Annotated in this window: 27 protein-coding genes; 18 read left to right on the forward strand and 9 right to left on the reverse strand. The window is 69.2% G+C overall.

Features of this window, described 5'->3' with window-relative positions:
* Positions 1-46 precede the first annotated feature (46 nt).
* From ACFSXZ_RS33725 to pucD, 4 genes are all read left to right on the forward strand, one after another.
* Positions 47-910 (forward strand): FAD binding domain-containing protein, encoded by an 864-nt coding sequence (locus ACFSXZ_RS33725; protein ID WP_378269796.1) that lies wholly within the window; start codon positions 47-49, stop codon positions 908-910.
* On the forward strand, positions 901-1,356 hold the full coding sequence (locus ACFSXZ_RS33730) for a (2Fe-2S)-binding protein (RefSeq protein WP_378269798.1): 456 nt from the start codon (positions 901-903) through the stop codon (positions 1,354-1,356). The genes ACFSXZ_RS33725 and ACFSXZ_RS33730 overlap by 10 nt, the downstream gene beginning before the upstream one ends.
* Positions 1,353-2,699, forward strand: coding sequence for an 8-oxoguanine deaminase (locus ACFSXZ_RS33735; protein WP_378269799.1), 1,347 nt, complete (start codon positions 1,353-1,355; stop codon positions 2,697-2,699). Before ACFSXZ_RS33730 ends, ACFSXZ_RS33735 begins: the two co-directional genes overlap by 4 nt.
* Positions 2,700-2,827: 128 nt before the next feature.
* Entirely contained in the window at positions 2,828-5,080 is a 2,253-nt protein-coding gene (gene pucD, locus ACFSXZ_RS33740) for a xanthine dehydrogenase subunit D (RefSeq protein ID WP_378269800.1), read from the forward strand.
* Here the strand turns inward: pucD and pucL are convergent.
* Genes pucL through ACFSXZ_RS33755 form a run of 3 tightly spaced genes read right to left on the reverse strand, consistent with a single transcriptional unit; the run spans position 5,067 to position 6,823 of the window.
* Positions 5,067-5,954: a factor-independent urate hydroxylase gene (pucL, locus tag ACFSXZ_RS33745; protein ID WP_378269801.1), complete on the reverse strand. Its 888-nt coding sequence runs from the start codon at positions 5,952-5,954 to the stop codon at positions 5,067-5,069. The genes pucD and pucL overlap by 14 nt on opposite strands.
* 6 nt (positions 5,955-5,960) lie before the next feature.
* Positions 5,961-6,275, reverse strand: a complete 315-nt coding sequence (gene uraH / locus ACFSXZ_RS33750) for a hydroxyisourate hydrolase (protein WP_378269802.1) — start codon at positions 6,273-6,275, stop codon at positions 5,961-5,963.
* Positions 6,272-6,823 carry a 2-oxo-4-hydroxy-4-carboxy-5-ureidoimidazoline decarboxylase gene (locus ACFSXZ_RS33755; RefSeq protein ID WP_378269803.1) on the reverse strand — a complete coding sequence of 184 codons (552 nt, stop codon included), beginning with the start codon at positions 6,821-6,823 and terminating at the stop codon, positions 6,272-6,274. Before ACFSXZ_RS33755 ends, uraH begins: the two co-directional genes overlap by 4 nt.
* A 103-nt stretch (positions 6,824-6,926) precedes the next feature.
* On the opposite strand from ACFSXZ_RS33755, the gene ACFSXZ_RS33760 reads away from it, so the two are divergent.
* The 4 genes from ACFSXZ_RS33760 to alc are packed head-to-tail and all read left to right on the forward strand — an operon-like array spanning position 6,927 to position 10,921.
* A complete protein-coding gene (locus tag ACFSXZ_RS33760; protein WP_378269805.1) occupies positions 6,927-7,727 on the forward strand; it encodes a hydroxypyruvate isomerase family protein in 801 nt (266 codons plus the stop codon).
* Entirely contained in the window at positions 7,724-8,605 is an 882-nt protein-coding gene (locus ACFSXZ_RS33765) for a 2-hydroxy-3-oxopropionate reductase (protein ID WP_378269806.1), read from the forward strand. Before ACFSXZ_RS33760 ends, ACFSXZ_RS33765 begins: the two co-directional genes overlap by 4 nt.
* A 7-nt stretch (positions 8,606-8,612) precedes the next feature.
* Entirely contained in the window at positions 8,613-9,920 is a 1,308-nt protein-coding gene (gene allB / locus ACFSXZ_RS33770) for an allantoinase AllB (RefSeq protein WP_378269807.1), read from the forward strand.
* Positions 9,920-10,921, forward strand: a complete 1,002-nt coding sequence (gene alc / locus ACFSXZ_RS33775) for an allantoicase (RefSeq protein WP_378269808.1) — start codon at positions 9,920-9,922, stop codon at positions 10,919-10,921. The genes allB and alc overlap by 1 nt, the downstream gene beginning before the upstream one ends.
* On the opposite strand, the gene ACFSXZ_RS33780 is transcribed toward alc, so the two are convergent.
* The 5 genes from ACFSXZ_RS33780 to ACFSXZ_RS33800 all read right to left on the reverse strand — a co-directional run bounded on the left by ACFSXZ_RS33780 (position 10,887) and on the right by ACFSXZ_RS33800 (position 16,207).
* The gene (locus tag ACFSXZ_RS33780) at positions 10,887-11,885 is read right to left on the reverse strand and encodes a MerR family transcriptional regulator (RefSeq protein WP_378269809.1); all 999 of its coding nucleotides are present in this window, start codon (positions 11,883-11,885) and stop codon (positions 10,887-10,889) included. The genes alc and ACFSXZ_RS33780 overlap by 35 nt on opposite strands.
* Positions 11,886-11,919: 34 nt before the next feature.
* The gene (locus ACFSXZ_RS33785) at positions 11,920-12,048 is read right to left on the reverse strand and encodes a hypothetical protein (protein ID WP_378269810.1); all 129 of its coding nucleotides are present in this window, start codon (positions 12,046-12,048) and stop codon (positions 11,920-11,922) included.
* A gap of 103 nt (positions 12,049-12,151) precedes the next feature.
* Entirely contained in the window at positions 12,152-12,946 is a 795-nt protein-coding gene (locus ACFSXZ_RS33790; protein WP_378269811.1) for an MBL fold metallo-hydrolase, read from the reverse strand.
* Positions 12,947-13,236: 290 nt separating this feature from the next.
* The gene (locus ACFSXZ_RS33795; protein WP_378269812.1) at positions 13,237-14,067 is read right to left on the reverse strand and encodes a putative RNA methyltransferase; all 831 of its coding nucleotides are present in this window, start codon (positions 14,065-14,067) and stop codon (positions 13,237-13,239) included.
* 67 nt (positions 14,068-14,134) lie between these two features.
* Entirely contained in the window at positions 14,135-16,207 is a 2,073-nt protein-coding gene (locus tag ACFSXZ_RS33800) for a hypothetical protein (protein WP_378269814.1), read from the reverse strand.
* Between the two features lie 116 nt (positions 16,208-16,323).
* Between ACFSXZ_RS33800 and ACFSXZ_RS33805 the strand changes: the two genes are divergently transcribed.
* From ACFSXZ_RS33805 to ACFSXZ_RS33850, 10 genes are all read left to right on the forward strand, one after another.
* Complete coding sequence (locus ACFSXZ_RS33805) at positions 16,324-16,458, forward strand: hypothetical protein (protein WP_378270104.1); 135 nt, start codon at positions 16,324-16,326, stop codon at positions 16,456-16,458.
* The gene (locus ACFSXZ_RS33810; protein ID WP_378269816.1) at positions 16,428-17,111 is read left to right on the forward strand and encodes a DUF1963 domain-containing protein; all 684 of its coding nucleotides are present in this window, start codon (positions 16,428-16,430) and stop codon (positions 17,109-17,111) included. Before ACFSXZ_RS33805 ends, ACFSXZ_RS33810 begins: the two co-directional genes overlap by 31 nt.
* 336 nt (positions 17,112-17,447) lie before the next feature.
* A complete protein-coding gene (locus tag ACFSXZ_RS33815; RefSeq protein ID WP_378269817.1) occupies positions 17,448-18,839 on the forward strand; it encodes an ammonium transporter in 1,392 nt (463 codons plus the stop codon).
* The gene (locus tag ACFSXZ_RS33820) at positions 18,836-19,174 is read left to right on the forward strand and encodes a P-II family nitrogen regulator (protein ID WP_378269819.1); all 339 of its coding nucleotides are present in this window, start codon (positions 18,836-18,838) and stop codon (positions 19,172-19,174) included. The genes ACFSXZ_RS33815 and ACFSXZ_RS33820 overlap by 4 nt, the downstream gene beginning before the upstream one ends.
* Before the next feature lie 159 nt (positions 19,175-19,333).
* A complete protein-coding gene (locus ACFSXZ_RS33825) occupies positions 19,334-21,649 on the forward strand; it encodes a [protein-PII] uridylyltransferase (RefSeq protein ID WP_378269821.1) in 2,316 nt (771 codons plus the stop codon).
* 65 nt (positions 21,650-21,714) lie between these two features.
* Positions 21,715-22,071: a hypothetical protein gene (locus ACFSXZ_RS33830; protein ID WP_378269822.1), complete on the forward strand. Its 357-nt coding sequence runs from the start codon at positions 21,715-21,717 to the stop codon at positions 22,069-22,071.
* A 36-nt stretch (positions 22,072-22,107) separates the two neighbouring features.
* Positions 22,108-22,995, forward strand: a complete 888-nt coding sequence (ku, locus tag ACFSXZ_RS33835) for a non-homologous end joining protein Ku (protein ID WP_378269823.1) — start codon at positions 22,108-22,110, stop codon at positions 22,993-22,995.
* 380 nt (positions 22,996-23,375) lie between these two features.
* Positions 23,376-23,717 carry an ArsR/SmtB family transcription factor gene (locus ACFSXZ_RS33840; protein WP_378269825.1) on the forward strand — a complete coding sequence of 114 codons (342 nt, stop codon included), beginning with the start codon at positions 23,376-23,378 and terminating at the stop codon, positions 23,715-23,717.
* 3 nt (positions 23,718-23,720) lie between these two features.
* Positions 23,721-24,218: an SRPBCC family protein gene (locus tag ACFSXZ_RS33845; RefSeq protein ID WP_378269826.1), complete on the forward strand. Its 498-nt coding sequence runs from the start codon at positions 23,721-23,723 to the stop codon at positions 24,216-24,218.
* Complete coding sequence (locus ACFSXZ_RS33850; RefSeq protein ID WP_378269828.1) at positions 24,218-24,838, forward strand: dihydrofolate reductase family protein; 621 nt, start codon at positions 24,218-24,220, stop codon at positions 24,836-24,838. The genes ACFSXZ_RS33845 and ACFSXZ_RS33850 overlap by 1 nt, the downstream gene beginning before the upstream one ends.
* 14 nt (positions 24,839-24,852) lie before the next feature.
* Here the strand turns inward: ACFSXZ_RS33850 and ACFSXZ_RS33855 are convergent, their stop codons facing one another.
* Complete coding sequence (locus ACFSXZ_RS33855; protein WP_378269830.1) at positions 24,853-25,287, reverse strand: MarR family winged helix-turn-helix transcriptional regulator; 435 nt, start codon at positions 25,285-25,287, stop codon at positions 24,853-24,855.
* Between the last annotated feature and the right edge of the window lie 12 nt (positions 25,288-25,299).

The raw sequence follows: 25,299 nt of genomic DNA on the forward strand, positions 1-25,299 counted from the left end.
TTCCGCGCCGTTGTGCCGGCGCGGCAACCGGAGGTCTACTGGCAGTGTGGACTTCCTGCGACCGACCACTCTCGGTGAGGCGCTGGCCCTCAAGGCGGCGCGGCCGGACGCGGTGCCCATCGCGGGGGGCACCGACGTCATGGTCGAGGTCAACTTCGACCACCGTAGGCCGACAGCGCTTCTCGACCTCACCGGAATCGCGGAGCTTTCCCGGTGGTCCGCCGAGGGCAGCCAGGTCCGGCTCGGCGCGGGCGTGCCCTACACCCGCCTGATCACGGAACTGGGGGAGCGGTTGCCCGCGCTGGCGATGGCCTCGCGCACGGTCGGTTCACCGCAGATTCGCAACCGCGGCACGGTCGGCGGCAACCTCGGCGCGGCCTCCCCCGCCGGGGACACCCATCCGGTGCTGCTGGTGACCGGCGCCGAGGTGGAGGTCGCGTCGGTCCGGGGCACCCGGCGCATCCCGGCCGAGGACTTCTACGTCGGCGTCAAGCGCAACGCCCTCACCGAGGACGAGTTGATCACCGCGGTGCACCTGCCCGCCGCCACCGGGCCGCAGCAGTTCGCCAAGGTCGGCACCCGGAACGCGATGGTGATCGCGGTGTGTTCGTTCGCGATCGCGCTGGAGGACGGCCGGGTGCGGGCGGCGATCGGGTCCGCGGCGCCCACGCCGCGCCGGGCGTACGAGGCCGAAGAGTTCGTCAACGCCGAACTGCCGTGGGGATCGTCCGGGCCGCTCGGGGAGGGTCTCGTCCGCCGGTTCGGTGACCTCGTCGCCGCGGCCGCGGCCCCGATCGACGACGTCCGGGGGACCTCGGCCTACCGAAGGCACGCACTGGCCGTGCTCGCCCGCCGTGCCCTTGGCTGGGTCTGGCACGACCACCCGGGAAGTGATCGCTCTTGCGCGTGAAGGTCACGGTGAACGGCGAACCCCGGCAGGCTGACGACGTGTGGGAGGGCGAGAGCCTGCTCTACGTGCTCCGCGAACGGCTCGGGCTCCCGGGTTCGAAGAATGCTTGTGAACAGGGCGAATGCGGCTCGTGCACGGTGTATCTCGACGATGTCGCGGTGTGCGCGTGCCTGGTCGCCGCGGGCCAGGCCGAGGGCCGGGACGTACGCACGGTCGAAGGACTGGCCGAGGGGGACCGGCTCGACCCGGTGCAACAGTCCTTTGTGGACGCCGGTGCGGTGCAGTGCGGGTTCTGCACGCCCGGTCTGGTCCTCGCCGCGCACGATCTGCTCCGCCGGGTGCCGCGGCCGTCCGACGAGGAAATCCGCGAGGCGCTGGCGGGGAACCTGTGCCGCTGCACCGGCTACGAGAAGATCATCGAAGCGGTCAAGGGGGTGGCGCGATGAAGATCGCGCTCGAGAACGCGTCGATCGCCACCGTGGACGCCGGTGGCACGGAATACCGGTCGGGGCATGTGGTCGTGGAAGGGGAGACCATCGTCGCCGTCGGCGAAGGCCCCGCCCCGGTTGCCGACGGCCACCGGGTGGACGCGGCCGGCTGCCTGGTCACGCCGGGTCTGGTGAACACCCACCACCATCTTTACCAGTGGGCGACCCGCGGCCTGGCGGCCGATTCGACGCTGTTCGAGTGGCTGACCGAGTTGTATCCCGTCTGGGCGGGGCTCGACGCCGAGATCACCCACGCGGCCGCGACCGCCGGGCTGGCGCGACTGGCCACGACCGGGTGCACGAGCGCCGCCGACCATCACTACGTCTTCCCCGCCGAGGGCGGGGACCAGGTCGAAGCGCTGGTCGCGGCGGTACGCCGGGTCGGAATCCGCGCGCAGGTCGTGCGGGGTTCGATGGATCGTGGCCGGTCCGCCGGGGGCCTGCCGCCGGACAACCTGGCCGAGGACACCGAGGCCGCGTTGCTGGGCACCGAGCACGCCATCGATACCCACCACGATCCGGCACGCGGCGCGCGGATCCGGATCGCGGCCGGGCCCTGTTCGCCGTTCAGCGTCACCGAGGCCCTGATGACCGGTGCCGCGGAACTGGCCCGCCGCAAGGGAGTCCGGTTGCACACCCACCTCGCCGAGACGCGGGACGAGGAGGAACAATGCCTCGCCGAATTCGGGTGCACACCGGCCGAATACGCCGACAAGCTCGGTTGGCTCGCCGACGACGTGTGGCTCGCGCACGCCGTGCACCTCGCTCCGGCGGCGGTGCGCAGGCTGGGCGCGACCGGCACCGGAGTAGCCCATTGCCCGAGCTCGAACGGCCGTCTCGGCACGGGGATCGCACCGGTGCGCGACCTGCTCGACGCTCGCGTGCCGGTCGGCCTGGGCGTGGACGGTGCGGCGTCCAACGAATCCGGCGGCTTGGGCGAGGAACTGCGGCAGTCGCTGGTGCAGGCGCGACAGCGCGGCGGCCCGACGGCTTTGAGCGTGCGTGAGGCGTTGTGGATGGGGACCATGGGCGGCGCGCGTTGTCTCGGCCGGGAAGGCGAAATCGGTTCGATCGAGCCGGGCAAGCTCGCGGACCTGGCGGTGTGGGACCTCGGCGGTCTCGCGCACGCCGGCATCGACGACCCGGTGGCCGCACTGGTCCTCGGGGCGGTTCCTCCGGTGAAGCTGCTGCTCGTCGGCGGGGAAACCGTTGTGGAGGACGGGGAACTGCGTACCGCGGACGAGTCCACTGTGGCTGGTGAACTCGCCCGTGCCTGTGGGAGGTTGCGGTGTCCGAGTTAGCAATCCGACCAAAAGTAGGCGGAGACGGCCCGGAGCCGAATCGCTTACAGGGCCCCATTTCCGCCGTGGCTGTGGTCGGATTGGTAACGACCGGCACAGTAGCGGCGCCTGTCCGGGCCCCCGATACGGTGACGGGAGTCGGCGGCAGCCCACGCCGTCCGGACGGCACGGTCAAGGTCCGTGGTGAGTTCGCCTTCTCTTCTGATCTCTGGCACGAAGACATGCTCTGGGGCGTGACGTTGCGCAGTCCGCATCCCCACGCGCGGATCACGGCCGTCGACATCACCGAAGCTCTTGCCGTACAAGGGGTTTACGCGGTGCTCACGCACGAGGACGTCCCCGGCGTGAACCGGTACGGGCTCGAGCGCCCCGATCAGCCGGTGCTCGCCACCGATGTCGTGCGTTACCAGGGTGAACCCGTCGCGCTGGTGGCGGCCGACCATCCGGAAACCGCGCGTCGCGCGATGAAACGGATCAAGGTTTCCTACCAGGTCCTCGAACCGGTCGTCGACGCCGAGTGTGCGGTCGCGGGGGAGGGGCCGGCGGTGCATCCGGGCGGGAACGTCGTGCGTCATGTGCCGGTCCGTTTCGGTGATCCCGGTGCGCGGGCCGAGGTCGTCGTGACCGGCGCCTATGAGGTCGGCATGCAGGACCAGGCATTTCTGGGACCGGAGTCCGGGTTGGCGATCCCGGCCGCCGACGGCGGGGTCGACCTCTATGTGGCGACCCAATGGTTGCACGTGGACCAGCGGCAGATCGTGGCCGCGCTCGGCTTGCCGGAGGACAAGGTGCGGCTGACGCTGGGCGGGGTCGGCGGTGCCTTCGGCGGCAGGGAAGATTTGTCGATTCAGGTCCATGCCTGCCTGCTCGCTTTGCATACCGGGAAACCGGTGAAGATGGTTTACAACCGCGAGGAATCCTTCTACGGGCATGTCCACCGGCATCCGGCGAAGCTGCACTACGAGCACGGCGCCGATCGTGACGGCAGGCTGGTTTACGTCAAGGCGCGGATCTTCCTCGACGGTGGTGCTTACGCCTCGTCGACCTCCGCGGTGGTCGCGAACGCCGCGACGCTCGGCGTCGGACCCTACGCCGTGCCCAACGTCTCGATCGACTGCTGGGGCGCGTACACGAACAACCCGCCCTGTGGGGCCATGCGTGGTTTCGGCGCGGTACAGGCGGCTTTCGCTTACGAATCCCAAATGGACAAGCTCGCCAAGGCATGCGGCCTCGATCCGGTCGAGGTGCGGGTCCGTAATGCGCTGAGCGAAGGCTCGGCGATGCCGACCGGTCAGGTAATCGACTCACCGGCACCGGTCGCGGAGCTGTTGCGGCGCCTGAAGGCCAAGCCGTTGCCGCCCGAGCCCATGGGCGAGCGTGACCTGCGGACATTGCCGGGCGGGGTGTCCAACACGACGCACGGGGAGGGCGTCGTGCGCGGAGTCGGTTACGCGGTCGGGGTCAAGAACATCTGTTTCTCCGAGGGATTCGACGACTACTCGACCGCGCGGGTGCGCCTGCAGGTGGTCGGCGGGGAGGCGGCGGCCACGGTGCGGACGGCGGCGTGCGAGGTCGGGCAGGGCCTGGTCACCGTGTTGCAACAGATCGTGCGGACCGAACTCGGTGTCGAGCGGGTCACCATCCTGCCGGTGGACACCACGATCGGGAACGCGGGTTCCACGTCCGCGTCGCGCCAGACCTACGTCACCGGGGGCGCGGTGCGGGCCGCGTGCCTGGCGGTGCGAGCGTCCCTGGCCGAACGGGCCGGACGGAAGCTCGGCATGACAGGCGAACTCAGCCTCGCGGGCGGCAAGTTGGTGTCCACAATAGACGGTAGGGTCGCGGAACTGGCGGACGTGCTCGGCGACGAGGCGCTGGACGAGACGGTGGAATGGCGGCACCGGCCCACCGAGACCCTGGACCCCGAGACCGGTGCGGGCAACGCGCACGTGCAGTACGGGTTCGCCGCGCATCGGGCCGTCGTGGACGTGGACACCGAGCTGGGACTGGTCAAGGTGGTCGCGCTGGACTGCGTCCAGGATGTCGGCAAGGCGATGAACCCGCAGGCCGTGCTCGGGCAGATCCAGGGCGGGTCGGCGCAGGGCCTCGGCCTCGCGCTGATGGAGGAGATCCAGACCTCCGGCGGCACGATCGCGAACCCGTCCTTCACCGACTACCTGATCCCGACCATTCTCGACGTTCCGCCGATGGACATCGACGTGCTGGAACTGCCGGATCCACGCGCTCCCTACGGGCTGCGCGGTGTCGGGGAACCGCCGACGATCTCCTCTACGCCTGCGATCGTCGCGGCGATCCGGGCCGCGACTGGCCGTGAACTGACCAGGGTGCCCGTCCGGCCCGAACACCTCACGGGGTCCTGAAATCCCAAGCTGGTCCGGGGTCTTCCGCGTCTTCTCGCAGGACTGTGCCTTCGATCAGGCCGTACGGGCGGTCGGTCGCCACGAAGACCTCGTTGTCGTTGGCCAGCCCGAAGGGAGTCAGGTCGACGGCGAAGTGGTGCTTGTTGGGCAGGGACAACCGGATTTCGGCGACCTCCGGGCGCCGGTGGAGTACCGCTTCGCCCATCGCGTACAGGGTCTGCTGGAGGGACAGGCTGTGGTGGCCGGCGAAGGTTTCGAGCAGGATCCGGCGAATATCCCGGAAACTCTCGCCCCAGTCGGTGTCGGAAGCCTGATGGCGCCAGCGGGCGGTGACCGCGGTGGCGAGGATGCGGTCGTCCGTTTCGGGCAGGGTCGTGTACTTGTCGCGCGGGAAACCGTGGAACTCCGAGCCGGCCGACTTGAGCACCACCAGGTCCTTCAGCCCGGACACCACCCACGCCCGATCCGTGCCGACCGTGACCTCGGCCGTCCGCTTTTCGTCGCCGGAGCGGGAAAAGGCGTGCTCGTGCGGCTCGCCGCGCACCGCGATCCGATCCCAGCCGTGCTCGTCGATGGCGATCCGGGCCGCGGTGATATGGCTGAACTCGTGGACGAAATGGCGGCCGAGCCGCAGCGCGAAGTCTTCGATTTCGCCGACCGGCCGCTCCTTGGCGAAGGCGTAGACGGTGTTCTTCTGGGTGTCGGTGGTGACCACCGCGGAGTTGTCGCCGGTCAGATGCGTCGCGGCCAGGTCGCCGCGGAGTGCCGTGGACACGGTGAGGTCCTTGAGACGATGGACCTCGTCCTCGCGCGTGACCGTGACGAGGCGGATTTCCGCCTTGCCGTAGGAGTTCGGCCCCAACCTGATCGCCATGGAAGGTCAGCTCCCTCGATAGGTGGAGTACGCGAAAGGGCTGAGCAGGACCGGGATGTGGTGGTGCGCTTCGCCGTCGAGGACACGGAAGCTGACCACGATTTCGGGGAAGAAACCGTGTGCGCCGAGATGGCCTTCCGTGTCGAAGACCAGCCGGTAGATGCCCGGCTCCAGCCGGGCGGGGCCGAGGTCGCGGACTCGGCCGTCCTCGTCGGTTCGCGCTTCGGCCAGGATCACGCCCGCGGACTCCAGCCGGACCCCGATGCCCGCCGCCGGTTTGCCCTCGGCCGTATCGAGCACGTGCGTGGTCACCAGGCTCACGTCGTCACCGCCTTGGCCAGGCGGAGCAGCGCGATCTTGGCCAGTTCCCGCCCCGCCACCTCCAGTTCGGTCTCGGGATCGTGGTCCAGCCGCGAGGTCAGGTCGGCGAGCAGTTCGTCCCCGTCGCGGCCGCTCGCGCACACCAGGTACACATGCCCGAACCGCCGCTCGTATTCGGCGTTGGCCACGCGGAAGCGTTCGGCCGCGGCACTGTCCACACCGGACTGCTCGGCCGCGGAGGCGCCGGTGGTGCGCTCGCCGATGCGAGGGTGTGCGGCGACCGCGCGGCGGATCTCAGGCGGGGTGAGACGGGCTTTTTCAGGGGGTCTGGGGGCTTGCCCCCAGTGGGGGTCGGGGGGCTGTGCCCCCAGATGGAACCGAGCTGAGGTGAACAGCGCCTCGCGGTCGGGATACGGCCGCCCGGCCAGCACGGCGTCCACCCAGCGCGGGACCGCCAGGCACGCGGCGAGGACCGGCCGCACTTCCTCCGGCGTCGCGTGGTTGAAGGCGGCGAGGTCGAGGGGCACGGCTCGATCGTCGGTCACCATCGTGGACCCGTCAACTCACGATCGGGGGCTTCGACGGAGCAGGGTACCGGGGCTATTGTCGGCCTCGGGTAACCCGAATCGCGGCGACCAGGAAGCGAAGCGCATGCGCTATGACGTGAACCTGTCCATCCTCTTCACCGAGCTTCCCCTGCTGAGGCGTGCCGAGGCGGCGAGGAAGGCGGGCTTCGGCGCGGTCGAGTTCTGGTGGCCGTTCGCCACGGCGACGCCGTCGGATGCCGAGGTGGACTCGTTCGTCCGTTCGGTCGAAGACGCCGGGGTGGATCTGGCCTCGCTCAACTTCTTCGCCGGCGAAATGGCGGCGGGTGAGCGCGGGCTGGTGTCGTGGCCGGGGCGTGAGCGGGAGTTCGCGGACACCGTCGAGATCGCCGTGGCCATCGCCGAGCGGCTCGGCTGCCGGACCTTCAACGCCTTGTACGGCAACCGGATCGAGGGCATCGCGCCGGAGGCCCAGGACGAGCTGGCGCTGGCCAATCTCGCCGTGGCGGCCGACTCCGCGCGGCGGATCGGTGCGAGCCTGGTCCTCGAACCGCTCTCGGGCGCCGAAAGCTATCCGTTGCGCACGGCCGCGGACGCGTTCGCCGTGATCGACAAGGCGGGGCGAGAGAACCTCGCGCTGCTGTTCGACCTGTACCACCTGGCCGTCAACGGTGACGACATCGACGCGGTGATCTCGGTCCATGCCCAGCGGATCGGCCACGTTCAGGTCGCCGACGCGCCCGGTCGTCACCAGCCGGGCACGGGTTCGCTGGACATCCGGGGATACCTGGCCAAGCTGGCCGCCACCGGCTACGACGGGTATGTCGGGCTGGAGTACCAGCCCGCCGGCCCGAGCGAGGAGTCCTTCGGCTGGCTGGCCGCCGCACCGGGAAGGGAAAACGCATGAAGGTGGGTTTCATCGGCCTCGGGATCATGGGCGCGCCGATGGCGGCCAACCTGGTCAAGGCCGGGTTCGAGGTCACCGGCCACAACCGGACGATGTCCAAAGTGGACACACTGGTCGCGGCGGGCGGCCGCGCGGCGGATGATGTCGCCGGGGCCGTCGCCGACGCCGACATCGTGATCACCATGCTGCCGGATTCGCCGGACGTCCGCGCTGTCGTCCTCGGTGACGACGGAGTGCTCGCCCACGCCCGCGAAGGCACGGTGTTGATCGACTGCAGCACCATCAGGCCCGACGTCTCACGGGAAATCGCCGAGGCCGCCTCCGCCAGGGGCGTCCAGGCGCTCGACGCGCCGGTCTCCGGTGGTCAGCAGGGGGCCGTCGAAGGCAGCCTGTCGATCATGGTGGGCGGTCCGGCCGAGGCGTTCGAGGCCGCCCACGACGTGCTCGACGCGGTCGGCGGCACGGTGGTGCACGTCGGTCCCGCGGGCGCGGGCCAGACGGTCAAGGCGGCGAACCAGCTCATCGTCGCCGGCACCATCGAGCTGGTCGCCGAGTCGCTGGTGTTCCTGGAGGCGCACGGCGTGGACACCGAGGCGGCGATCAAGGTGCTCGCGGGCGGACTGGCGGGTAACCGGATCCTCGACCGCAAGGCCGGTGCGATGGTCCGGCGCGAGTTCACCCCGGGGTTCCGGGTCGAGCTGCATCACAAGGATCTCGGCATCATGCAGGATGCGGCGCGCGAGGCCGGCGTGGTGATCCCGCTCGGCGCCGTCGTCGCGCAGCTCATGGCCGCCCTGCACGCGCAGGGTCACGGCGGACTCGACCACGGCGCACTGCTCAAACTCGTCGAACAGCTCTCCGGCCGCGCGGACGGGTAGCGCCGCGGTGGACCTGGTGATGCGGGCTCGGCGGGCCCTCACCGCGGAGGGTGAGCGGCCGTGCGATGTCGGTGTCACCGGGGGACGGATCGTCGCGCTGGGCTCGAATCTCAGCGGTGATCATGTTGTCGAGTTCGGTGAGGACGTCGTGTTACTGCCCGGCCTCGTCGACACGCACGTCCACGTCAACGACCCGGGCCGGGCGGAGTGGGAAGGGTTCGAGACCGCGACGCTGGCGGCGGCCGCCGGGGGCGTCACCACCATCGTCGACATGCCGCTCAACAGCCTGCCACCCACCGTGGACGGCACGTCTCTGGAGATCAAGCGGAAGACGGCCGAGGGCCGCGTGCACGTCGACGTGGGTTTCTGGGGCGGAGCGGTGCCTGGCAACGGCGATGAGCTACGGGCCCTGCACGACGCCGGGGTATTCGGGTTCAAGTGTTTCCTGTCGCACTCCGGTGTCGACGAATTCGGATCACTCGGGGAGGCCGAACTGGAGGCGGACCTGCGTGCGCTGGCGCGCTTCGGCGGCATGATGATCGTGCACGCGGAGGATCCGGACGTGCTCGCGGACGCGCCCGAGGCGCAAGGTAGGCGTTATGCCGGTTTCCTGCGGTCACGGCCCAGCGAAGCGGAAAACCGGGCCGTCACGACGGTGATCGAAGCCGCCCGCCGGACCGGTGCCCGAGCGCACATCCTGCATCTGTCCTCTTCGGACGCGCTGCCGCTGCTCTCCCGTGCCCGCGCCGAGGGCGTCGCGATCACCGTGGAGACCTGCCCCCACTATTTGTGCTTCACCGCCGAGGAAATCCCCGACGGTGCCACGCGGTTCAAGTGCTGCCCGCCGATCCGCGAAGCCGGCAACCGTGAACTGCTCTGGCAGGGCCTGCGAGACGGTGTGATCGACTGCGTGGTCAGTGACCATTCACCGTGCACACCCGAGTTGAAGCGGTTCGACACCGGCGATTTCGGCGCGGCATGGGGCGGGATCTCAGGTCTCCAGGTCGGTCTGCCCGTGGTGTGGACGCAGGCCCGGCGGCGTGGATTCACCCTCGTCGACGTGGTGCGATGGATGGCGGAGCGTCCGGCGGCGGTGGCGGGCCTGACGGCCAAGGGAAAGATCGCACCGGGCTTTGACGCGGACTTCTGTGTTTTCGCGCCCGACGAGGAGTTCACGGTGGACGCCGCGAGGTTGCGGCATCGGCATCCGGTCAGTGCCTACCACGGGCTGCGTCTGTCCGGTGTGGTGCGCGGCACCTGGCTACGCGGCCAGGAAACCGGCCCTGCACACGGCAGGTTGCTCAGGAGGCCGTGATGGAAGATGCGGAATGGACGATGTTGCCCGACCTGGCGTCACGACGGGTGGGCGGTGGTGTCGTATGGGCCGACGACGAACTGTTCGCCGAGCGGGAGAACCTGATCAAGCCCGGCCCGCCGGTGTTCCAGCCCGGCACCTTCGGCCACAAGGGACAGATCTACGACGGCTGGGAGACCAGGCGACGCCGCGAACCCGGATGCGACCGGGCGATCGTGCGGCTGGGCCTGCCGGGCACGGTCGCCGGGGTCATCGTGGACACGTCGTTCTTCACCGGCAACTATCCGCCTTCCGCCTCCGTCGAAGCCCTCGCCGTCTCCGGCTACCCGAGTCCCGTCGAACTGTCCGAAATGGACTGGGACACCATCGTCGAGCGGTCACCGCTGACCGGCGACGCGGAGAACTTCTTCTCCGTCACGTCCGGCCGCCGGTACACGCACGTACGGCTGACGATCCATCCGGACGGCGGAGTCGCCCGGTTCCGGGTGCACGGCCTTCCGATCGCCGACCCGTCGCTGCTCGATCCGGACGCGCTCGACCTGGCGGCGCTGGAAAACGGCGCACGCGTCACCGGAGCCAGCGACATGTTCTACGGTTCGCCGGCCAACCTGATCGCGCCCGGTTTCGCCGCGGTGATGGGGGAGGGCTGGGAGACCGCCCGCCGCCGCGACGACGGGAACGACTGGGTGGTCGTGGAACTCGCGGCGGAGGGGGTGCCGAGGTTCGCCGAACTCGACACCACGCACTTCAAGGGCAACGCCCCCGGATGGGCGGCATTGAGCGGGAAGACCGAGGGCGACTGGACCGAAGTCCTGCCCCGCACGCGTCTTCAACCCGACACCCGTCACCGGTTCCGTATCGAGGACGCCAGGGCGCTCACCCACCTGCGGCTGGACATCTATCCCGACGGCGGCATGGCCCGCCTCCGGCTTTTCGGCGCGCTCACCCCCACCGGCCGTGAAACTCTCACACACCGGTTCCAGGATGCGGATTCTCTTTGACCGCTGTCATGAGCCATTTCATGACCGCCACGTTCTCCTGCTTGTCCTGGACGGTCCCGTTGATCTTGTCCACGAGCGAGTTGTATCTGGTGAACAACTCGGCGAACCGGGTCACATGCCGCGGGGGGCGGGCGCCGTCCATGTCGGTGTAGTCGACGGCGGCCATCCGTCGCCGGAGTTCGACGGCGTCCTGGCCCGCCGTCTCGGCCAGCGACGCCACGAAGCGGGCGGCGATGTCCTGCGCCTGGGGAGAGTCGGGAGTCAGTCGGGCCTGGTAGGCCTCGCGGGCTTCCTGCACGATCGCCTCTCGTTGTTTGCTCCGCTCCACTTCGACCGGACCGGCCGGGTTGGCCGCCAGCTTGGCGGAGAAGGTCACGTGGAAGAAATCGCGGACCTCTCGGCGGAAGTCGTCGTCCCGCACCAGATCGGCCAGTTCGATCCAGGCTTCGAGTTGTTCGGTGCTGGGGTCCTCCGGCAGGTTCGGGCGTCTTTCGCGTAAACGCTCGACGAGGACGGGCCGTACCTCGAGGCCGTCGACGATTTCGTTCCAGAACTCGTCCAGGAGGCGTTCGCGATCGTCGTCGGACATGGAGACCAGTTTGTGCATGAGGCTCACCTGCTCGGTCGTGCTGTGCTGTTTGAGGATGGTCCGCAGGACGGCTCGCCGGGCGTGGAGACGGCGTGTTTGGCGCTCGACGAGCGTGAGGTGGGTGGCGGCGAGATCGGCGAGCGTCGTCTCGTCGGCCAGCAACCGCCGGATCTCGTCCAAGCTCGCGTCCAGCTCGCGGAGGGTGCGGACCAGTTCCAGCCGGGCGATGGCCTGGATGTCGTAGAGCCGGTAACCGGCCTGGGTGTGGCCGGTGGGACTGATGATCCCGGCGTCCGAGTAGAACCTGATGGCGCTGACGCTCAGGCCGGTGCGGCGGGCCACGTCGCCGATGGGATAGAGATCGTTGTCGTCCACGGCAGCGACTATGGGGTCTCAAGCGGGTCGAGAGTCAACCCCGCTGGCGGGCTTGCGCAGGGAGTTGGCCGCATTGCTCGGCGTTGACGTCGATGTCGTGCCGGCCGCCACGCTGAAGATCGGTGAAGCCGTGAAAGCCATTGATCCCGCGTCGCTCGCCCATGAACCAGGCATCCCCTGGATCGACGTCGCCGGTCCAGGGGATAGGTGCCGACCCGTGCGCCGCCGCTCTGGCGCCGGCGTGCTACCTGCTCGCGGCCATCGCGCTACTGAGCGCCGCCTGAACGGCCCTCCCGCGCTCCGAGTGACCATGTCTCGCCCGGTTCCAGCAGGTGGAGGCGGTCGGTCAGACCGGCGTTGGCGAACGCCTTGCGCACGCGGTCGGGGCCCTCGCTGAAGTGTTTCCACCCGCGCGTGTGCAACGGGACCACGTGCCGCGCGCCGAGAATCCTGGTCGCCCCGGCGGCTTCCTCACTGGTCAGCGTCAGCGACGCACCATCGAACAGGGAGGTTCGCGCCGCGCCCGCGAACAGCACGGCGACGTCCACCGTCCGCACCCGGCGCGAGATCTGCTGCACCACCTCCAGCGAGGCGTTGTCCCCGCTCACGTAGACCGTCGGCAGGTTCGGGCCACCCAGCACGAACCCGGTGACCTCGCCGGTGGTCCGCTCGGCCCCGGGCGGACCGTGCAGCGCCGGCACCGAGGTGACCTCCAGGGAGCCGAGCCGCAGGGTCGCCCACGGGGGTAGTCCTTGCGCGGTGCCGCCGAGCCGCCTGGCGCCGCTGATCGTGGTGAGCGTCAACAAGGTCTGCCCGACGAACGCGCGCCCCGCCGGGTCGAGGTTGTCCGCGTGCTGGTCGTGCGAAAGCAGGACGGCATCGACCGTTCCGATGTCCGGGGCGGTCAGCGCCGGGTCTTCGGTCTTGGTCAGGGGACGTCCAGGGGCGGACTCGAACGTGCCCGCCGGGCTGAACGTCGGATCGGTGAGCAGCCGCTTGCCCGCGATCTCCAGCAGAGCGGTCGGCCCGCCGACGAACGTGATTCGCAGGACTTCGGTCATGTCAGCCGCAACCTCCCGGGGAGTGCCTTCTTCCGCCGTGCGCTGTCGCGGGGCGATCGTTCGCACCGGTGCCGCACCGGTGCGGTGGCTGTGTTCGTGTTCGTCCACAGTTGTCCCACAGCGCCGACCGTACCTAGTGACACCGTGATGGGGCCACGTCGTCTCGTCTGGCAGTACGAGTAGCCGAACCAACACCTGCTGTGGCAGGAAAGGTGCGCGGCGACGCCGGCGTTCCCCGGAGGCCGCCGCCATCTTTCGGTTGCCCCGCTTGGCCGATCAGCAGACGGTCGTCATGTTTTCGGCCGGTAGACCGAGATCCGGCACGACATCGTCACCGCGAGCGGTTCACGGACCTCGCCGAGACGCTCCAGCCGGCGTGGGTGGTGGGCGCTCGGCCCCATCATCACCGCGCGCCGCACGTCACCGGGAGAAAGCACGAGCCGTGCCCCGTGCTCCTGGCTGCCGACCCGTTCGAAATGCTCGGCGAGCCGCTCCTCCAGGCGCTCTTCCTTGCGCCGGTCCACTTCGAGCAGGTCCACCACCGACGCGAGTTCGCGCAGATGGTCCGGACGCGGTGAGACGACGATCAGCACCCCGCCGGGCCGGAGCACCCGGCGGAATTCCGGTCCGTTGCGGGGCGCGAAGACGTTCAGCACCACCGAAGCCGAGCCCGAGGCGACGGGCCACGGTTCCCACAGGTTCCACACCACCGCGCCCAGCCGTTCGTGCGCCCGCGCGGCGCGGCGGAGCGCCATGGCCGACACGTCCAGCGCCAGCCCGCTCGCGGCAGGCAGCCTGCCGAGGACACGGGCGAGGTAGTAGCCGGTACCCGCTCCGGCGTCCACGACCAATCCCGCTCCGGCGGTCGCGGCCTGGTCCGCGACGGCATCGGCCAGGCCGCCGTAATGCCCGCCGTCGAGGAACTCCACGCGCGCGGCGACCATTTCCGCCGTGTCCGCGGTCCCGGAGGGCACCTTCGCGTGCAGGAGATTGACATAGCCTTGTTTGGCGAGGTCGAAGGAGTGCCCACGCTCGCAGCGCAGCGTCCGGTCGTTCAGTCCGACGCACGCGGTGCACACCGAGCAACGGAGCGCACGGACCACCGCGTCAGGGAACGACATGCGTCCATCTCACCAGACCCGCGAGGCTGAGAAGCCTTCGCGGTCCGCGGCCGTTGACCGGTCGAGGTCATCTTCCGGCCTTCACGACGGAGTCCGTGATGACATGGCCGTCGGGCGACAACGGCCACAGCACGATCGGACAGTGTTCGGGACCGTTGGTGATCAGCACGCTGCCGCGGTCCGTCCGGGCCACGGCCACCCTGCACACCAAACCGATCCTCAACGGCTCACCCACCGGCTCACCCGTGACGGCGTTCCATCGCAGCACCGTCCCGTCGCCGTCCATGCCACCGCTGACGATCACATCGTCACCGTTGTCGAGGCGGGCAACGGCCAGCGACTGGGACGTGTGCGCGGGTAGGGGATCGCCCACGGGCTGCCCGGTCACGGCGTCCCAGCGGCGCACCTTGTGGTCGTAGGAGCCACTGACGATCAGCACACGACCATCGGGGACGGTGACCGTGGCCAGCGCGCTCACCGAGCGGGTGTGACCGGTCAACGGTTCTCCGACGGGTTGGCCGGTGACGGCGTCCCAGCGGCGCACCGTGCGGTCGTAGGAACCGCTGATGATCAGCACGCGACCATCGGCGAGGCGGACCGTGGCCACCGATCTCACCCTGTCCTCGTGGCCGGTGAGCGGTGCACCGAGGGGCTCGCCGGTGACCGCGTCCCACCGGTGTACCAGGCCGTCCTCGCTGCCACCGACGAGCAGCGTTTTCCCGTCACGCAGGCCGATCGCGCTCACCGAGGCCACCACATGTCCGGTGAGCGGCGTACCCACAGGCTGTCCGGTAGTCAGATCCCAGCGGCGCACGGTTCCCTCGTAGTCATTACCGATGATCAGCCTGCGGCCGTCATCCGACCGGACCACACTCGCCTGCCAGTTGTGCGGCCAGAGGAGCGGCTTACCCACCGAACGACCAGTCGTGATGTCCCACTGGCGCACGGTGCGGTCGCTGGACCCGCTGACGAGGACGGGGCGCCCATCGTCGCCGGTGGTCACTGCCACCACGTTGACCAAGCCGTTGTGACCGGGGTAGGGGGCGCCCACGGGTTTGCCGGTGCCCGCCTCCCAGCGGCCGAGCGTGTGGTCGTCGGAGCCACTGACGATCAGTGCCCGGCCATCGTCCAGGGTCACCGCCGCCAGCGACCGCACCGGTCCGGAATGGCCGGTCATCGCGGAGCCCACGGGCTCGCCGGTGTCCGCGTCCCAGCGGCGCACTGTGTGGTCGTCGGAGCCACTGACGATCAGCGTCCGGCCATCGGCCAAGGCCGCCGTCACCGATCGCACCGGTCCGGAATGGCCGGTCATCGGGGCGCCCACGGGCTCGCCGGTGTCCGCGTCCCAGCGGCGCACCGTGCCGTCCTGGCCACCGCCGGCGATCAGGACACGGCCGTCAGGCAGGGCGACCACTGTCACCGACCACACGGCACCGGCGATGCCGGTCAGTTCGTCGCCCACCGGTTCACCGGTCTCCGCGTCCCAACGGCATACGGCACCGTCGTTGAAGCCGCCCACGATCAACGGGCGCCCGTCCACCACCGCCGTCGTCACCGAACGCACCCAGCCGATACTGCCCACCAATCCTTTCGGCGTTTGTCCCAGCGGGCTTCCCACGGGCCGGCCGGTCTCCCCGTCCCAGCGGCGCACAGTGGCGAGGTCGGAGCCGCTGACGATCAGCGTGCGGCCGTCGTCAAGCGTGATCGAGGCCACCGAGCGTACGCGGCCGAGGCGATCGGCAGCGCATCGCAGTGATCGGCCGGTGGCCGCGTCCCACCGGAGCAGTCCACCGCTTTCAGTGCCGCTGACCAGCAGCACACGTCCGTCCGCCAGACGGGCCGTGGTCACCGACATCGCCTTGTCGCGGACCGTCAGCGCCTTGCCGCGCATGGCACACGCTTCGCCATCGAAGGTGAGTGCGTCGTCCTTGATCACCAGCGCATCGTCAGCCGGGCCGCCGGTGGCCGCGTCCCAGCGGCGCAGCGTGCCGTCTTCGGAGGCACTGATGATCAGCGTGCGTCCGTCGTTTCGGCGGAACGCGGTCACGGCGGTGATCGGTTTCGCATGCGGCGAGCGGATCCGGCACGGCACCAACCGATCGGCCTCGGCAGCGGGTGCGGGGCCACCTATGGTCGACATCGTTCTCCAGTCTTTGATCCATGCAGATCGGTCTTGTCGTCCTCGCGGCCGCGATTTCCGCGGGGTGCGGGGAATCTTGCCCGCCCGGGAAGGTATGACAAGATAGCCGACCATGGATGATCTTCAAAGCCATCGACTGGAAGCTCTCGGGAAAGGAATTCCCGAACCTGTCGTCGAGTGGTGGCTGGGGCTTGCCCGGCCCCAACTCGTATTCCATCGAATGGACGACAAAAAACTGGCATCCGGCGTAGCGACCGCTGGGCGATTCGGTGGGTATCCGTCGGTTCCCGCCGACTTCGAATGGACCGTGAAACCTTTCAACCACGAATTCGTGGCGTCGATCGACTGCGCCGCCCTGCCGTCGGACCTGCCGGGTCTGCCGCTGCCCGCGGAGGGCAGTCTGCTCTTCTTCGGGAGCAAGCAGGAGGAGTACACCGACCCCATGGACGCGCGTCAAGGCCGGGTGCTTTACGTCCCCGCGGGCACGCCGACCGAGGAACGGCCGCCGCCCACGGACCCGGACTGGGAAGATCACTACTCCGAGCCCTTTCCGATGTACTACACCCGGCACTGGGCTTTTCCTGATTCATCGGACGCCGTGATCATGTGTAACGACGAGTACTACCAAACCTACGACCAGTACGACCTGGAGTCGGTGTCGTTCGCGGACGAAGGAGATTTCGCGCTGGGCGGGTACTGCGAGCCGGTCCAGAACGAGGTGTCCGACGTACTCACGTCGACAAAGCACCTGGGACGGACCGACTGGCGTCTGCTGGCCGAATGGCATGCGAAACTGCCGCCGAACGAGGACCTCGGGCTGTCGTACTGGGCTGTTCCGCAGGCGGATCTGGAAGCAGGCCGGTTCGATCGAGTGGGGATGTGCCGGGAAATCTGGCACCTCTAGCCCACCCGTTAACCCACTCGTTCCGCTCCGCGCGACAGCCACACTCAGCGTCTCCCACCACCACCTTCGACGGCCGCGCTCCGCGTGACGGCCGCCGACCACCGTGCCCCGTCTCCCCGGGGCCGGTGCCGGGGCGTCACAGCCTCGGCAACTCGCGCCGATGACGCAGAGTATCTGACTACGACGTTTCGTAGACCGACGTTATCGGCCAGGTAACGAGAAACGCGGTCGTAACAAAAGCCGGCCCACAGTTCACGTCGGTGAAACCTACGACGCCGTCCGGTGAAACAACGTAAACCAAAACTCCCCGGCAATATCCGTATCCGGGAGGACGATGTGCTGAACGCAGGAGACACCGCATGGGTGTTGGCCAGCGCCGCGCTGGTCATGCTCATGACACCAGGGTTGGCGTTCTTCTATGGCGGCATGGTCCGCGCGAAGAGCGTCCTGAACATGCTCATGATGAACTTCATCTGTCTGGCGATCGTATCCGTGCTGTGGGTTCTCTACGGGTTCGGCGAGTCATTCAGCAGTGACGCGTTCGGCGGCCTGATCGGGAACTTCGGCAACGCCGGCTTCGCCAACACCTGGGGCCACCTCGCGGGGCTCGCCACGGCGGCGACCGACACCGCGCCGGCGGTCCCGTGGCCCGGGTCCGACGCCATCCCCGTGCTGGTCTTCGCGATGTTCCAGCTGATGTTCGCGGTCATCACGCCCGCGCTGATCTCCGGTTCCATCGCCGACCGCGCGAAGTTCTGGGGCTGGGCTCTCTTCGTCGTCATCTGGGTGACGATCGTGTACTTCCCGGTCGCGCACTGGGTTTTCTCGTTCGACGGTTACATGGGCGCCGACGCGGTCGGCGGCTGGATCGCGAACAAGCTCAAGGCCTTCGACTTCGCCGGTGGTACCGCGGTCCACATCAACGCCGGTGCGGCGGGGCTCGCGCTGGCGATCGTGCTCGGCAAGCGCAAGGGCTGGCCGAAGGACACCGGGCGTCCGCACAACGTGCCCTTCGTCCTGCTGGGTGCCGCGCTCCTGTGGTTCGGCTGGTACGGCTTCAACGCCGGTTCCGCGCTGAGCGCCGGCGACCTTGCCGGTGTCGCGTTCACCAACACCACCGTCGCCACCGCCTCCGCGGTGCTGGGCTGGCTGCTGGTCGAACAGCTCAAGTTCGGCAAGCCGACCACGCTCGGCGCGGCGTCCGGCGCGGTGGCCGGCCTGGTCGCCATCACTCCGGCGTGTGGTTTCGTCACCCCGCTCGGTTCGATCGTGATCGGCGTGATCGCCGGCGCCCTGTGCGCCCTCGCGATCAGCCTCAAGTACCGGTTCGGTTTCGACGACTCGCTCGACGTGGTCGGCGTTCACCTGGTCGGCGGTCTCGTCGGCACCCTGCTGATCGGCTTCTTCGCCACCAACGGGGTGAACTCGGCCGGCGGCAACGGGTTGTTCTACGGCGGCGGGTGGAGCCAGCTGGGCAAGCAGGCGACGGCGGCGTTCGCCGTGATGGGCTACTCGTTCGTGCTCAGCCTGATCATCGGCTACGTCATCAAGCTGGCCGGCGGGTTCCGCGTCAGCACCGAGGACGAGGTCAGCGGCATCGACGAGGCGCAGCACGCGGAAAGCGCGTATGACTTCGGAGGGACTGCCATCGGTCACGGCGCGTCGACGCCGCCACCCGCTCCGGTGTCGTCGAAGGACGGCGCGGCCCTGGAAGGAAGCAAGGCATGAAGCTGATCACGGCGATCGTCAAGCCGTTCACCCTCGACGACATCAGGGCGGCGCTCGAGCAGCTCGGCGCGCTGGGCATGACGGTCAGCGAAGTGCAGGGCTACGGCAGGCAGAAGGGCCACACCGAGGTCTATCGCGGCGCCGAATACGCGGTCGACTTCGTGGCCAAGCTCCGCGTCGAGGTCGTCACCGACGACACCAACGTGGAGAAGGTCATCGAGGCGATCGTCAACGCCGCGCACACCGGCAAGATCGGTGACGGCAAGGTGTGGGTGACGCCGGTGGAAACCGTGGTCCGGGTCAGGACCGGCGAACGCGGCACGGACGCGCTGTAGATCCTGGCCGTTACCGCGAAGAACTCTCCGGAAACCCGTCTTCCCCTTCCCCGGAGGGGAAGACGGGTCCGGCCGTAGACAAGCGAGGAAGTGAATGGCCCGACACAATCCGCCGACGCGGTCACACTCATCGATCGACACGGCACGCTAGGCCCGGCGATGGTTCTCGGGGGGGAACTCGCCAAGGCGGCGAATCGGCTCCTGGAAGGCCGGCACGGAAGGCTCGGTGCGGCCGCGCTCCGTGCCGCGCTCGTCGACCTGTACGAGTTCTGGCTGAGCAAGGCCGCCGCGGCGGCCGGCGTGGACAGCGCCGACCCCGGGGTCGCGCTGGTCGCGGTCGGTGGTCTCGGCCGCCGCGAGCTGACCCCGTTCTCCGATCTCGACCTGGTCCTGGTGCACAACCAGAACCCCAAGGTCGCCGAAATCGCGGACGCGCTGTGGTATCCGTTGTGGGACGCCCGGATCGGTCTCGATCACAGCGTCCGCACTCCCGGTGAGGCGCTGCAGGTGGCGACGGAGGATCTCCGCACCGCGATGGGTCTGCTCGACGCCCGTCATCTGGCCGGTGACGCGGAGCTCACCGACAGGCTGGCCGTCGCCGCGCGCGACCAGTGGCGCCGCACGGCCCGTAAGCGCCTGCCGGAGCTGCTCGACTCGGCCCGTAAACGCTGGCAGCGCAGCGGGGAGATCGCCCAGTCCGCCGAGCCCGACCTGAAATACGGCCGAGGTGGTCTCCGCGATCTCGGCATCCTCGACGCCCTCGCGGTGGCGCAACTGATCGACCGGCCGGGCGGGGAACTGCTCGAGGCCAAGGAACTCCTGCTGGACGTGCGGACGGAGTTGCGCCGCGAGCTCCGGCGCGACCGGGACGTGCTCACCGCGCCGGAGGCCGACCTGGTCGCCGCCGAACTCGGCTTCGGCGACCGGTTCATCTTGGCGCGCAAGCTTTCCGGTGCCGGCCGCGCGGTCGGTTACGCCGTCGACGTCGCCCTCCGGTCCACTGTGGACCCGCCGAGGGGACGGTTCGGTCGCCGTCCCGAGCGGACCCCGCTGGACGAAGGGGTGGTGCTGCACGGCAACGAGGTCGCGCTCGCCAGGGACGCGGTGCCCGCCAAGGACCCGGCGCTGCTGCTGCGGGTCGCGGCGGCGTCCGCGCGCACCGGAACCCCCATCGCCCACGGGACCCTGCGTGCCTTGGCCGACTCCGCGCCGGAACTCCGCACCCCGTGGCCCGCCGACGCCAGGGACGCGCTCACCGAGTTGCTGGGCGCCGGGGAGGGACTGATCGACGCGGTCGAGGCGCTGGACCGGACCGGGTTGTGGGCACGGCTGTTCCCGGAATGGGGCGCGGTCCGCGATCTGCCGCCGCGTTCGCCGGTGCACGCCTGGACCGTCGACCGGCATTTGGTCCAGACCTGTGTCGAGGCCGCGAAACTGACCACCACCGTCTCGCGTCCGGATCTGCTGCTGCTGGCCGCGCTGCTCCACGACATCGGCAAGGGCCGCGAGGCCGACCACTCGGAACTGGGCGCGGCGATCTCCGAGCAGGTGGTGCGCCGGATCGGGCTGCCCGCCGCCGACACCGCCCTCGTGTCCGCGGCGGTGCGCCACCATCTTTTGCTGGCGCACACGGCGACCCGCCGAGACATCGAAGAACCCGCGACCGTCAACCGCATCGCCAAGACGGTCGACAACGACGTGGTGCTGCTGGAGGTCCTGCAGGCGCTCACCCAGGCGGATTCCCTCGCCACCGGGCCGGGAATGTGGTCGGAGTGGAAGGCCGGGCTCGTGGCGAACCTGGTCGCGCGGTGCGGTCAGGTGATGCAGGGCAAGGGGTTGAGCGCGCCCGCGCCGCTCGACGAGCGTCAGCGCGATCTGATCGAGACCGCGGTGCGCTCCGGTCACGGCGAGGTTCTGATCTCCTCGCAGGGCAAGATGGCGACCGTCGTGCTGGCCGTGCCCGCGGGCACGGAACTGCTCGCCCCAGGGGCCGGTGTGCTCGCCTTGCACTCGCTGGAGGTACACACCGCCACCTTGCGCGGGCACGGCAACGGCAGGGCCGCCATCTTCACCGCCTCGCCGAAGTTCGGTTCCCTGCCCGACAGCACGCTTCTCCGCGAACAGTTCGCCCGCGCGGTCGCCGGTGGGCTCCCCCTGGAGCAGAAACTGGCGGCCAAGGAGCGTGACTACCGGGCGCCGGAGCGGGTCGTGGCCAAACCGAAGGTGCTGTGGTTCGACGACGAGACCGGCGGGCCGAACACGGTGGTGCTGGAGTTGCGGGCCGCCGACCGGATCGGCCTGCTCTACCGGGTCGCGGGCGCGCTGCGCGCGGCGAGCGCCGAGGTGCGGTGGGCCAAGGTCGCCACGCTCGGGGGCGCCGTGGTCGACTCCTTCGCCGTGTCCCCGCGCGGTGGGCGAGTCGATCTGGCGTGGCGTCGCCGCGTCGAGGACGCGGTGATCGCCGCCGCGTCCTGAGTCCCGCTGGACTCTTCGCGCGTGTCGCGTTCGCGTGATCAGGACGCGATGGCAGGATGTCCGCCATGCCGGAGCCCGAGCCGCTCGTCCTGCCGGTCACGGTCGCCGCGTCCCACCTGCGGGCGTGCGCCGCCGAACTCGAGAATGCCGAGGTCGCCGGCCTCGGCGACCTTACCCGGGTGATCCATGACGTGGTGGCCGCGCAGCGCCACCTGTCCGGCGCGCTCTCCGGGCTGGCTGACCGCGTAGCCGAAGGCGGCGACCGCGCACTGGCCGCCGTGCCGTCGCCGGAGCTCATCGCGTTGACCGAAATACTCCATGCGGCGGCAAGCGCTTTCGGCTATTCGGCGGACGCTCTGACCGAAAGTGAACCGTTGGCCCGTTTCGCCGCTGAATCCGCGGGCACGGATACCCGTTTGTAGCTATTAGGCTCCGAGTGTGCTGGTTAGGCTTTTCCAATGCGCACAGTGTGGAAGGGCACCATCGGTCTCGGCGCTTCGGCCATTCCCGTGAAGGCCTACAGCGCAACCGAGGACCACGGCACCCCGCTGCACCAACTGCACTCCACCGACGGCGGACGAGTGCGGCAGAAGCGGGTCTGCGAGCTGGACGGCGCCGAGATCCCACCCGGTGAAATGGGTAAGGGCTATACGCTGCCCGGCGGCGACGTGGTCGTCCTGACCGACGACGAACTCGCCGCGCTTCCGCTGCCGACCGCGCAGTCGATGGAGGTACTCGGTTTCGCGCCGCCCGGTCAGATCGACCCGGTCTACTTCATCAAGAGCTACTACCTCGAGCCGGAGGTGTCCGCGACCAAGCCCTATGTCCTGCTGGCCGAAGCGCTCCAGCAGGCGGGCCGGGTCGCGATCGTGAAGGTGACGATCCGGCAGCGGGAGATGCTCGGGGCCCTGCGCGTCCGCGACCAGGTGATCATGCTCGACACCCTGCACTGGCCGACCGAAATCAGGCGTCCGGATTTCCCGTTCCTGCACGAGGACGTCGACATCCGTCTCACCCACCTGCGGGCGGCGGCGAACCTGATCGAGAACCTGTCGAATGATTTCGAGCCGGCGACCTACTCCGACAGCTATTCGGCCGCGCTGGCGGCGTTGATCGAGGCCAAGGTCGAGGGCCGCGAGGTGTTGCGGCCGACCGCGGCGATCCAGGACGAGGGCGTCGAGAAGTTGCTCGAAGCGCTGCAGAGCGGCGCGCAGGAGCGCACCGACACCGACGCCGAGAGAGCGGTGGAGAAGGCGAAGGATGCCGCGGACAAGGCAGCCTCGTCCCGGTCGTCGGCGCGCAAGGCGGCAGCGAAATCACGCTCGGCCCCGAAGTCCCGTCGTTGACTCCTGATCCGGCGTTCGTCCTCCGTCCATTCGGCGTATGCCAGGCGGTGGTCTGCGAGTAGATCTACCTACCGGTACTTGGGGACGTTCACGCTGCCGGACCGGGCTCGATTCGGGGAAGCTCTAGGACATCGCGTCAGGGGTTGCCCGAACGGCCGGGCGGCTCGCCGGGTGCTGGGGGTCCGGCGAGCCTCAGGGTCCGGTGCGTCCCGGTGTACCCGTGCGGGTGGCTCGGCGAGGGGGCGAGCCACCCGCACGGGTCTTTCCGTTGCTGGTGCAACTGGTGCGCGGACGCCTGGCCGAGCGGTCGGAGGCGGCTCGGGGAAGCGAGGGCGCGGACCCGGCTTGACGCATGCCGTTATCGGAATATGATTGCGGCCATGGCACGGGCAGCGACGACGTCGGACGTGTTCAACGCGATCGCCGAGCCGCAGCGGCGGGAGATCCTGGTGCTGTTGCGGACGGGTGAGCGGCCGGTGACCGATCTGGCCCGGGAACTCGGGATGAGCCAGCCGGGTGCGTCCAAGCATCTGCGGGTGCTGCGGGAGGTCGGGCTGGTTCGGGACCGCAAGGTCGGCAAGCAGCGCCTGTACGGCCTTGATGCCCGCGGGTTGCGGCCGGTCCACGAATGGGCCGGCGGTTTCGAACGGTTCTGGAACGAGAGCTTCGACCGGTTGGACGCCTACGTACAGGACCTGAAACAGACAAAGCAGGAGGAGTAGCTGATGAGCGCGACGGGACGAGGAGCGCCGGCGCGGTCCGCGACGGCCGATCGGGAGATCGTGATCTCCCGGGTCATCGACGCACCGCGAGAGGTGGTGTTCGAGGCCTTCACCGAGGTGCGGCACCTGTCGCGGTGGTGGGGGCCGGAGGGGTTCACCACGACCACGCGGTCGTTCGAGTTCAGCGTCGGCGGGGTGTGGGACTTCGTGATGCGCGGACCGGACGGGACGGACTACACCGAGTGGATCACCTGGACCGAGATCGAGCCGCCGGAGCGGATCGCCCTGCTGCACGGTGAGTCGAGCGCCGACCCGAACGCCTTCGATTCGGTCCTGACGTTCGAGCCCGACGGTGCGGCGACCCGGATCGAGATGCGCACGGTGTTCCCCACCAAGGAACTGCGCGACGAGGTGGTCGAGAAGTACCACGCGATCGAGGGCGGCCGGCAGACCCTGAACAACCTGGCTGCCTACGTCGCCGAGATCGTGGGGAAGGGCTGATGGCCGGGAAGGTGTTTTTCAGCGTATCGATGTCCCTGGATGGGTTCATCGCACCCGAGTCGCTCGGGGAATTGATGGGGCGGCAGTGGATGGAGTTGCAGCAGTGGATCTTTCCGCTGAGATTCTTCCGGGAAAATCTGAAGCTCGGTGAGGGCGGCGAGGAGGGCCGCGACAACGACATCGCGCGGGAGACGTTCGAGCGCACCGGCGCGAGCGTGATGGGCAAGCGCATGTTCGACGCGGGCGAGCAGGGGTGGCCGGAGGAGGCGCCGTTCCACACGCCGGTCTTCGTCGTGACGCACGAGAAGCGTGACCCCTGGGAGAGGCCGGGCGGGACCACCTTCCATTTCGTCAACGACGGCATCGAGTCCGCCCTCGACCAGGCTCGCGAGGCCGCCGGCGACCGGGACGTCCGCATCGCGGGCGGCGGCGCGACGATCCTGGAGTACGTCAACGCCGGTCTGATCGACGAGTTCTCGATCGCGCTCTCACCCGTGTTGTTCGGCTCCGGAATCCGCCTGTTCGAGGGCGTCGACGCGAGCCGCGTGGCCCTGGAGCAGATCCGGGTGGAGTCCTCACCGAGGGTGACCCATCTGACCTACGCCGTCCGGCAGCGGTAGGCGCACCGACAAGGTCACCAGTCGGCGACTCGCATCATCAGCTTCGCGGCCATACCGAGCAGTTCCCGCTCGGTTTCGGTGAGCGTCTCGGCCATCGCCTCGGCGAGCCAGCGCCGTTGCCGGTCACCGTAGGCACGGAGGGTTTCCAGTCCCCGCGCGGTGATCTCGATCAGTACCTGCCGCCCGTCGTCCGGGTCGGGCCTTCGGGTGACCAGTCCGTCGCGGTCCAGCGAGGCCAGTACGCGCGTGAGCGACTGCGGGTGCACGCGTTCGGAGTCGGCAAGCGCCTTCGGGGTCTGCGTGCCACCGCGGTAGAGCCGGCTCAGCACGGCGAGCACCAGCGGACTCGGGCCGCCGCGTTCCCGTTCCGCTCGCATCCGCAGGCTCACCCGGACGACACCCTCCCGCACCGTGCGGGCAAGCTCGGCCAGGTCTTGGTCAGGCGCCATAGGTCGAATGTA

Source organism: Amycolatopsis pigmentata (assembly GCF_042684065.1).
Classification (GTDB): Bacteria; Actinomycetota; Actinomycetes; order Mycobacteriales; family Pseudonocardiaceae; genus Amycolatopsis_E; species Amycolatopsis_E pigmentata.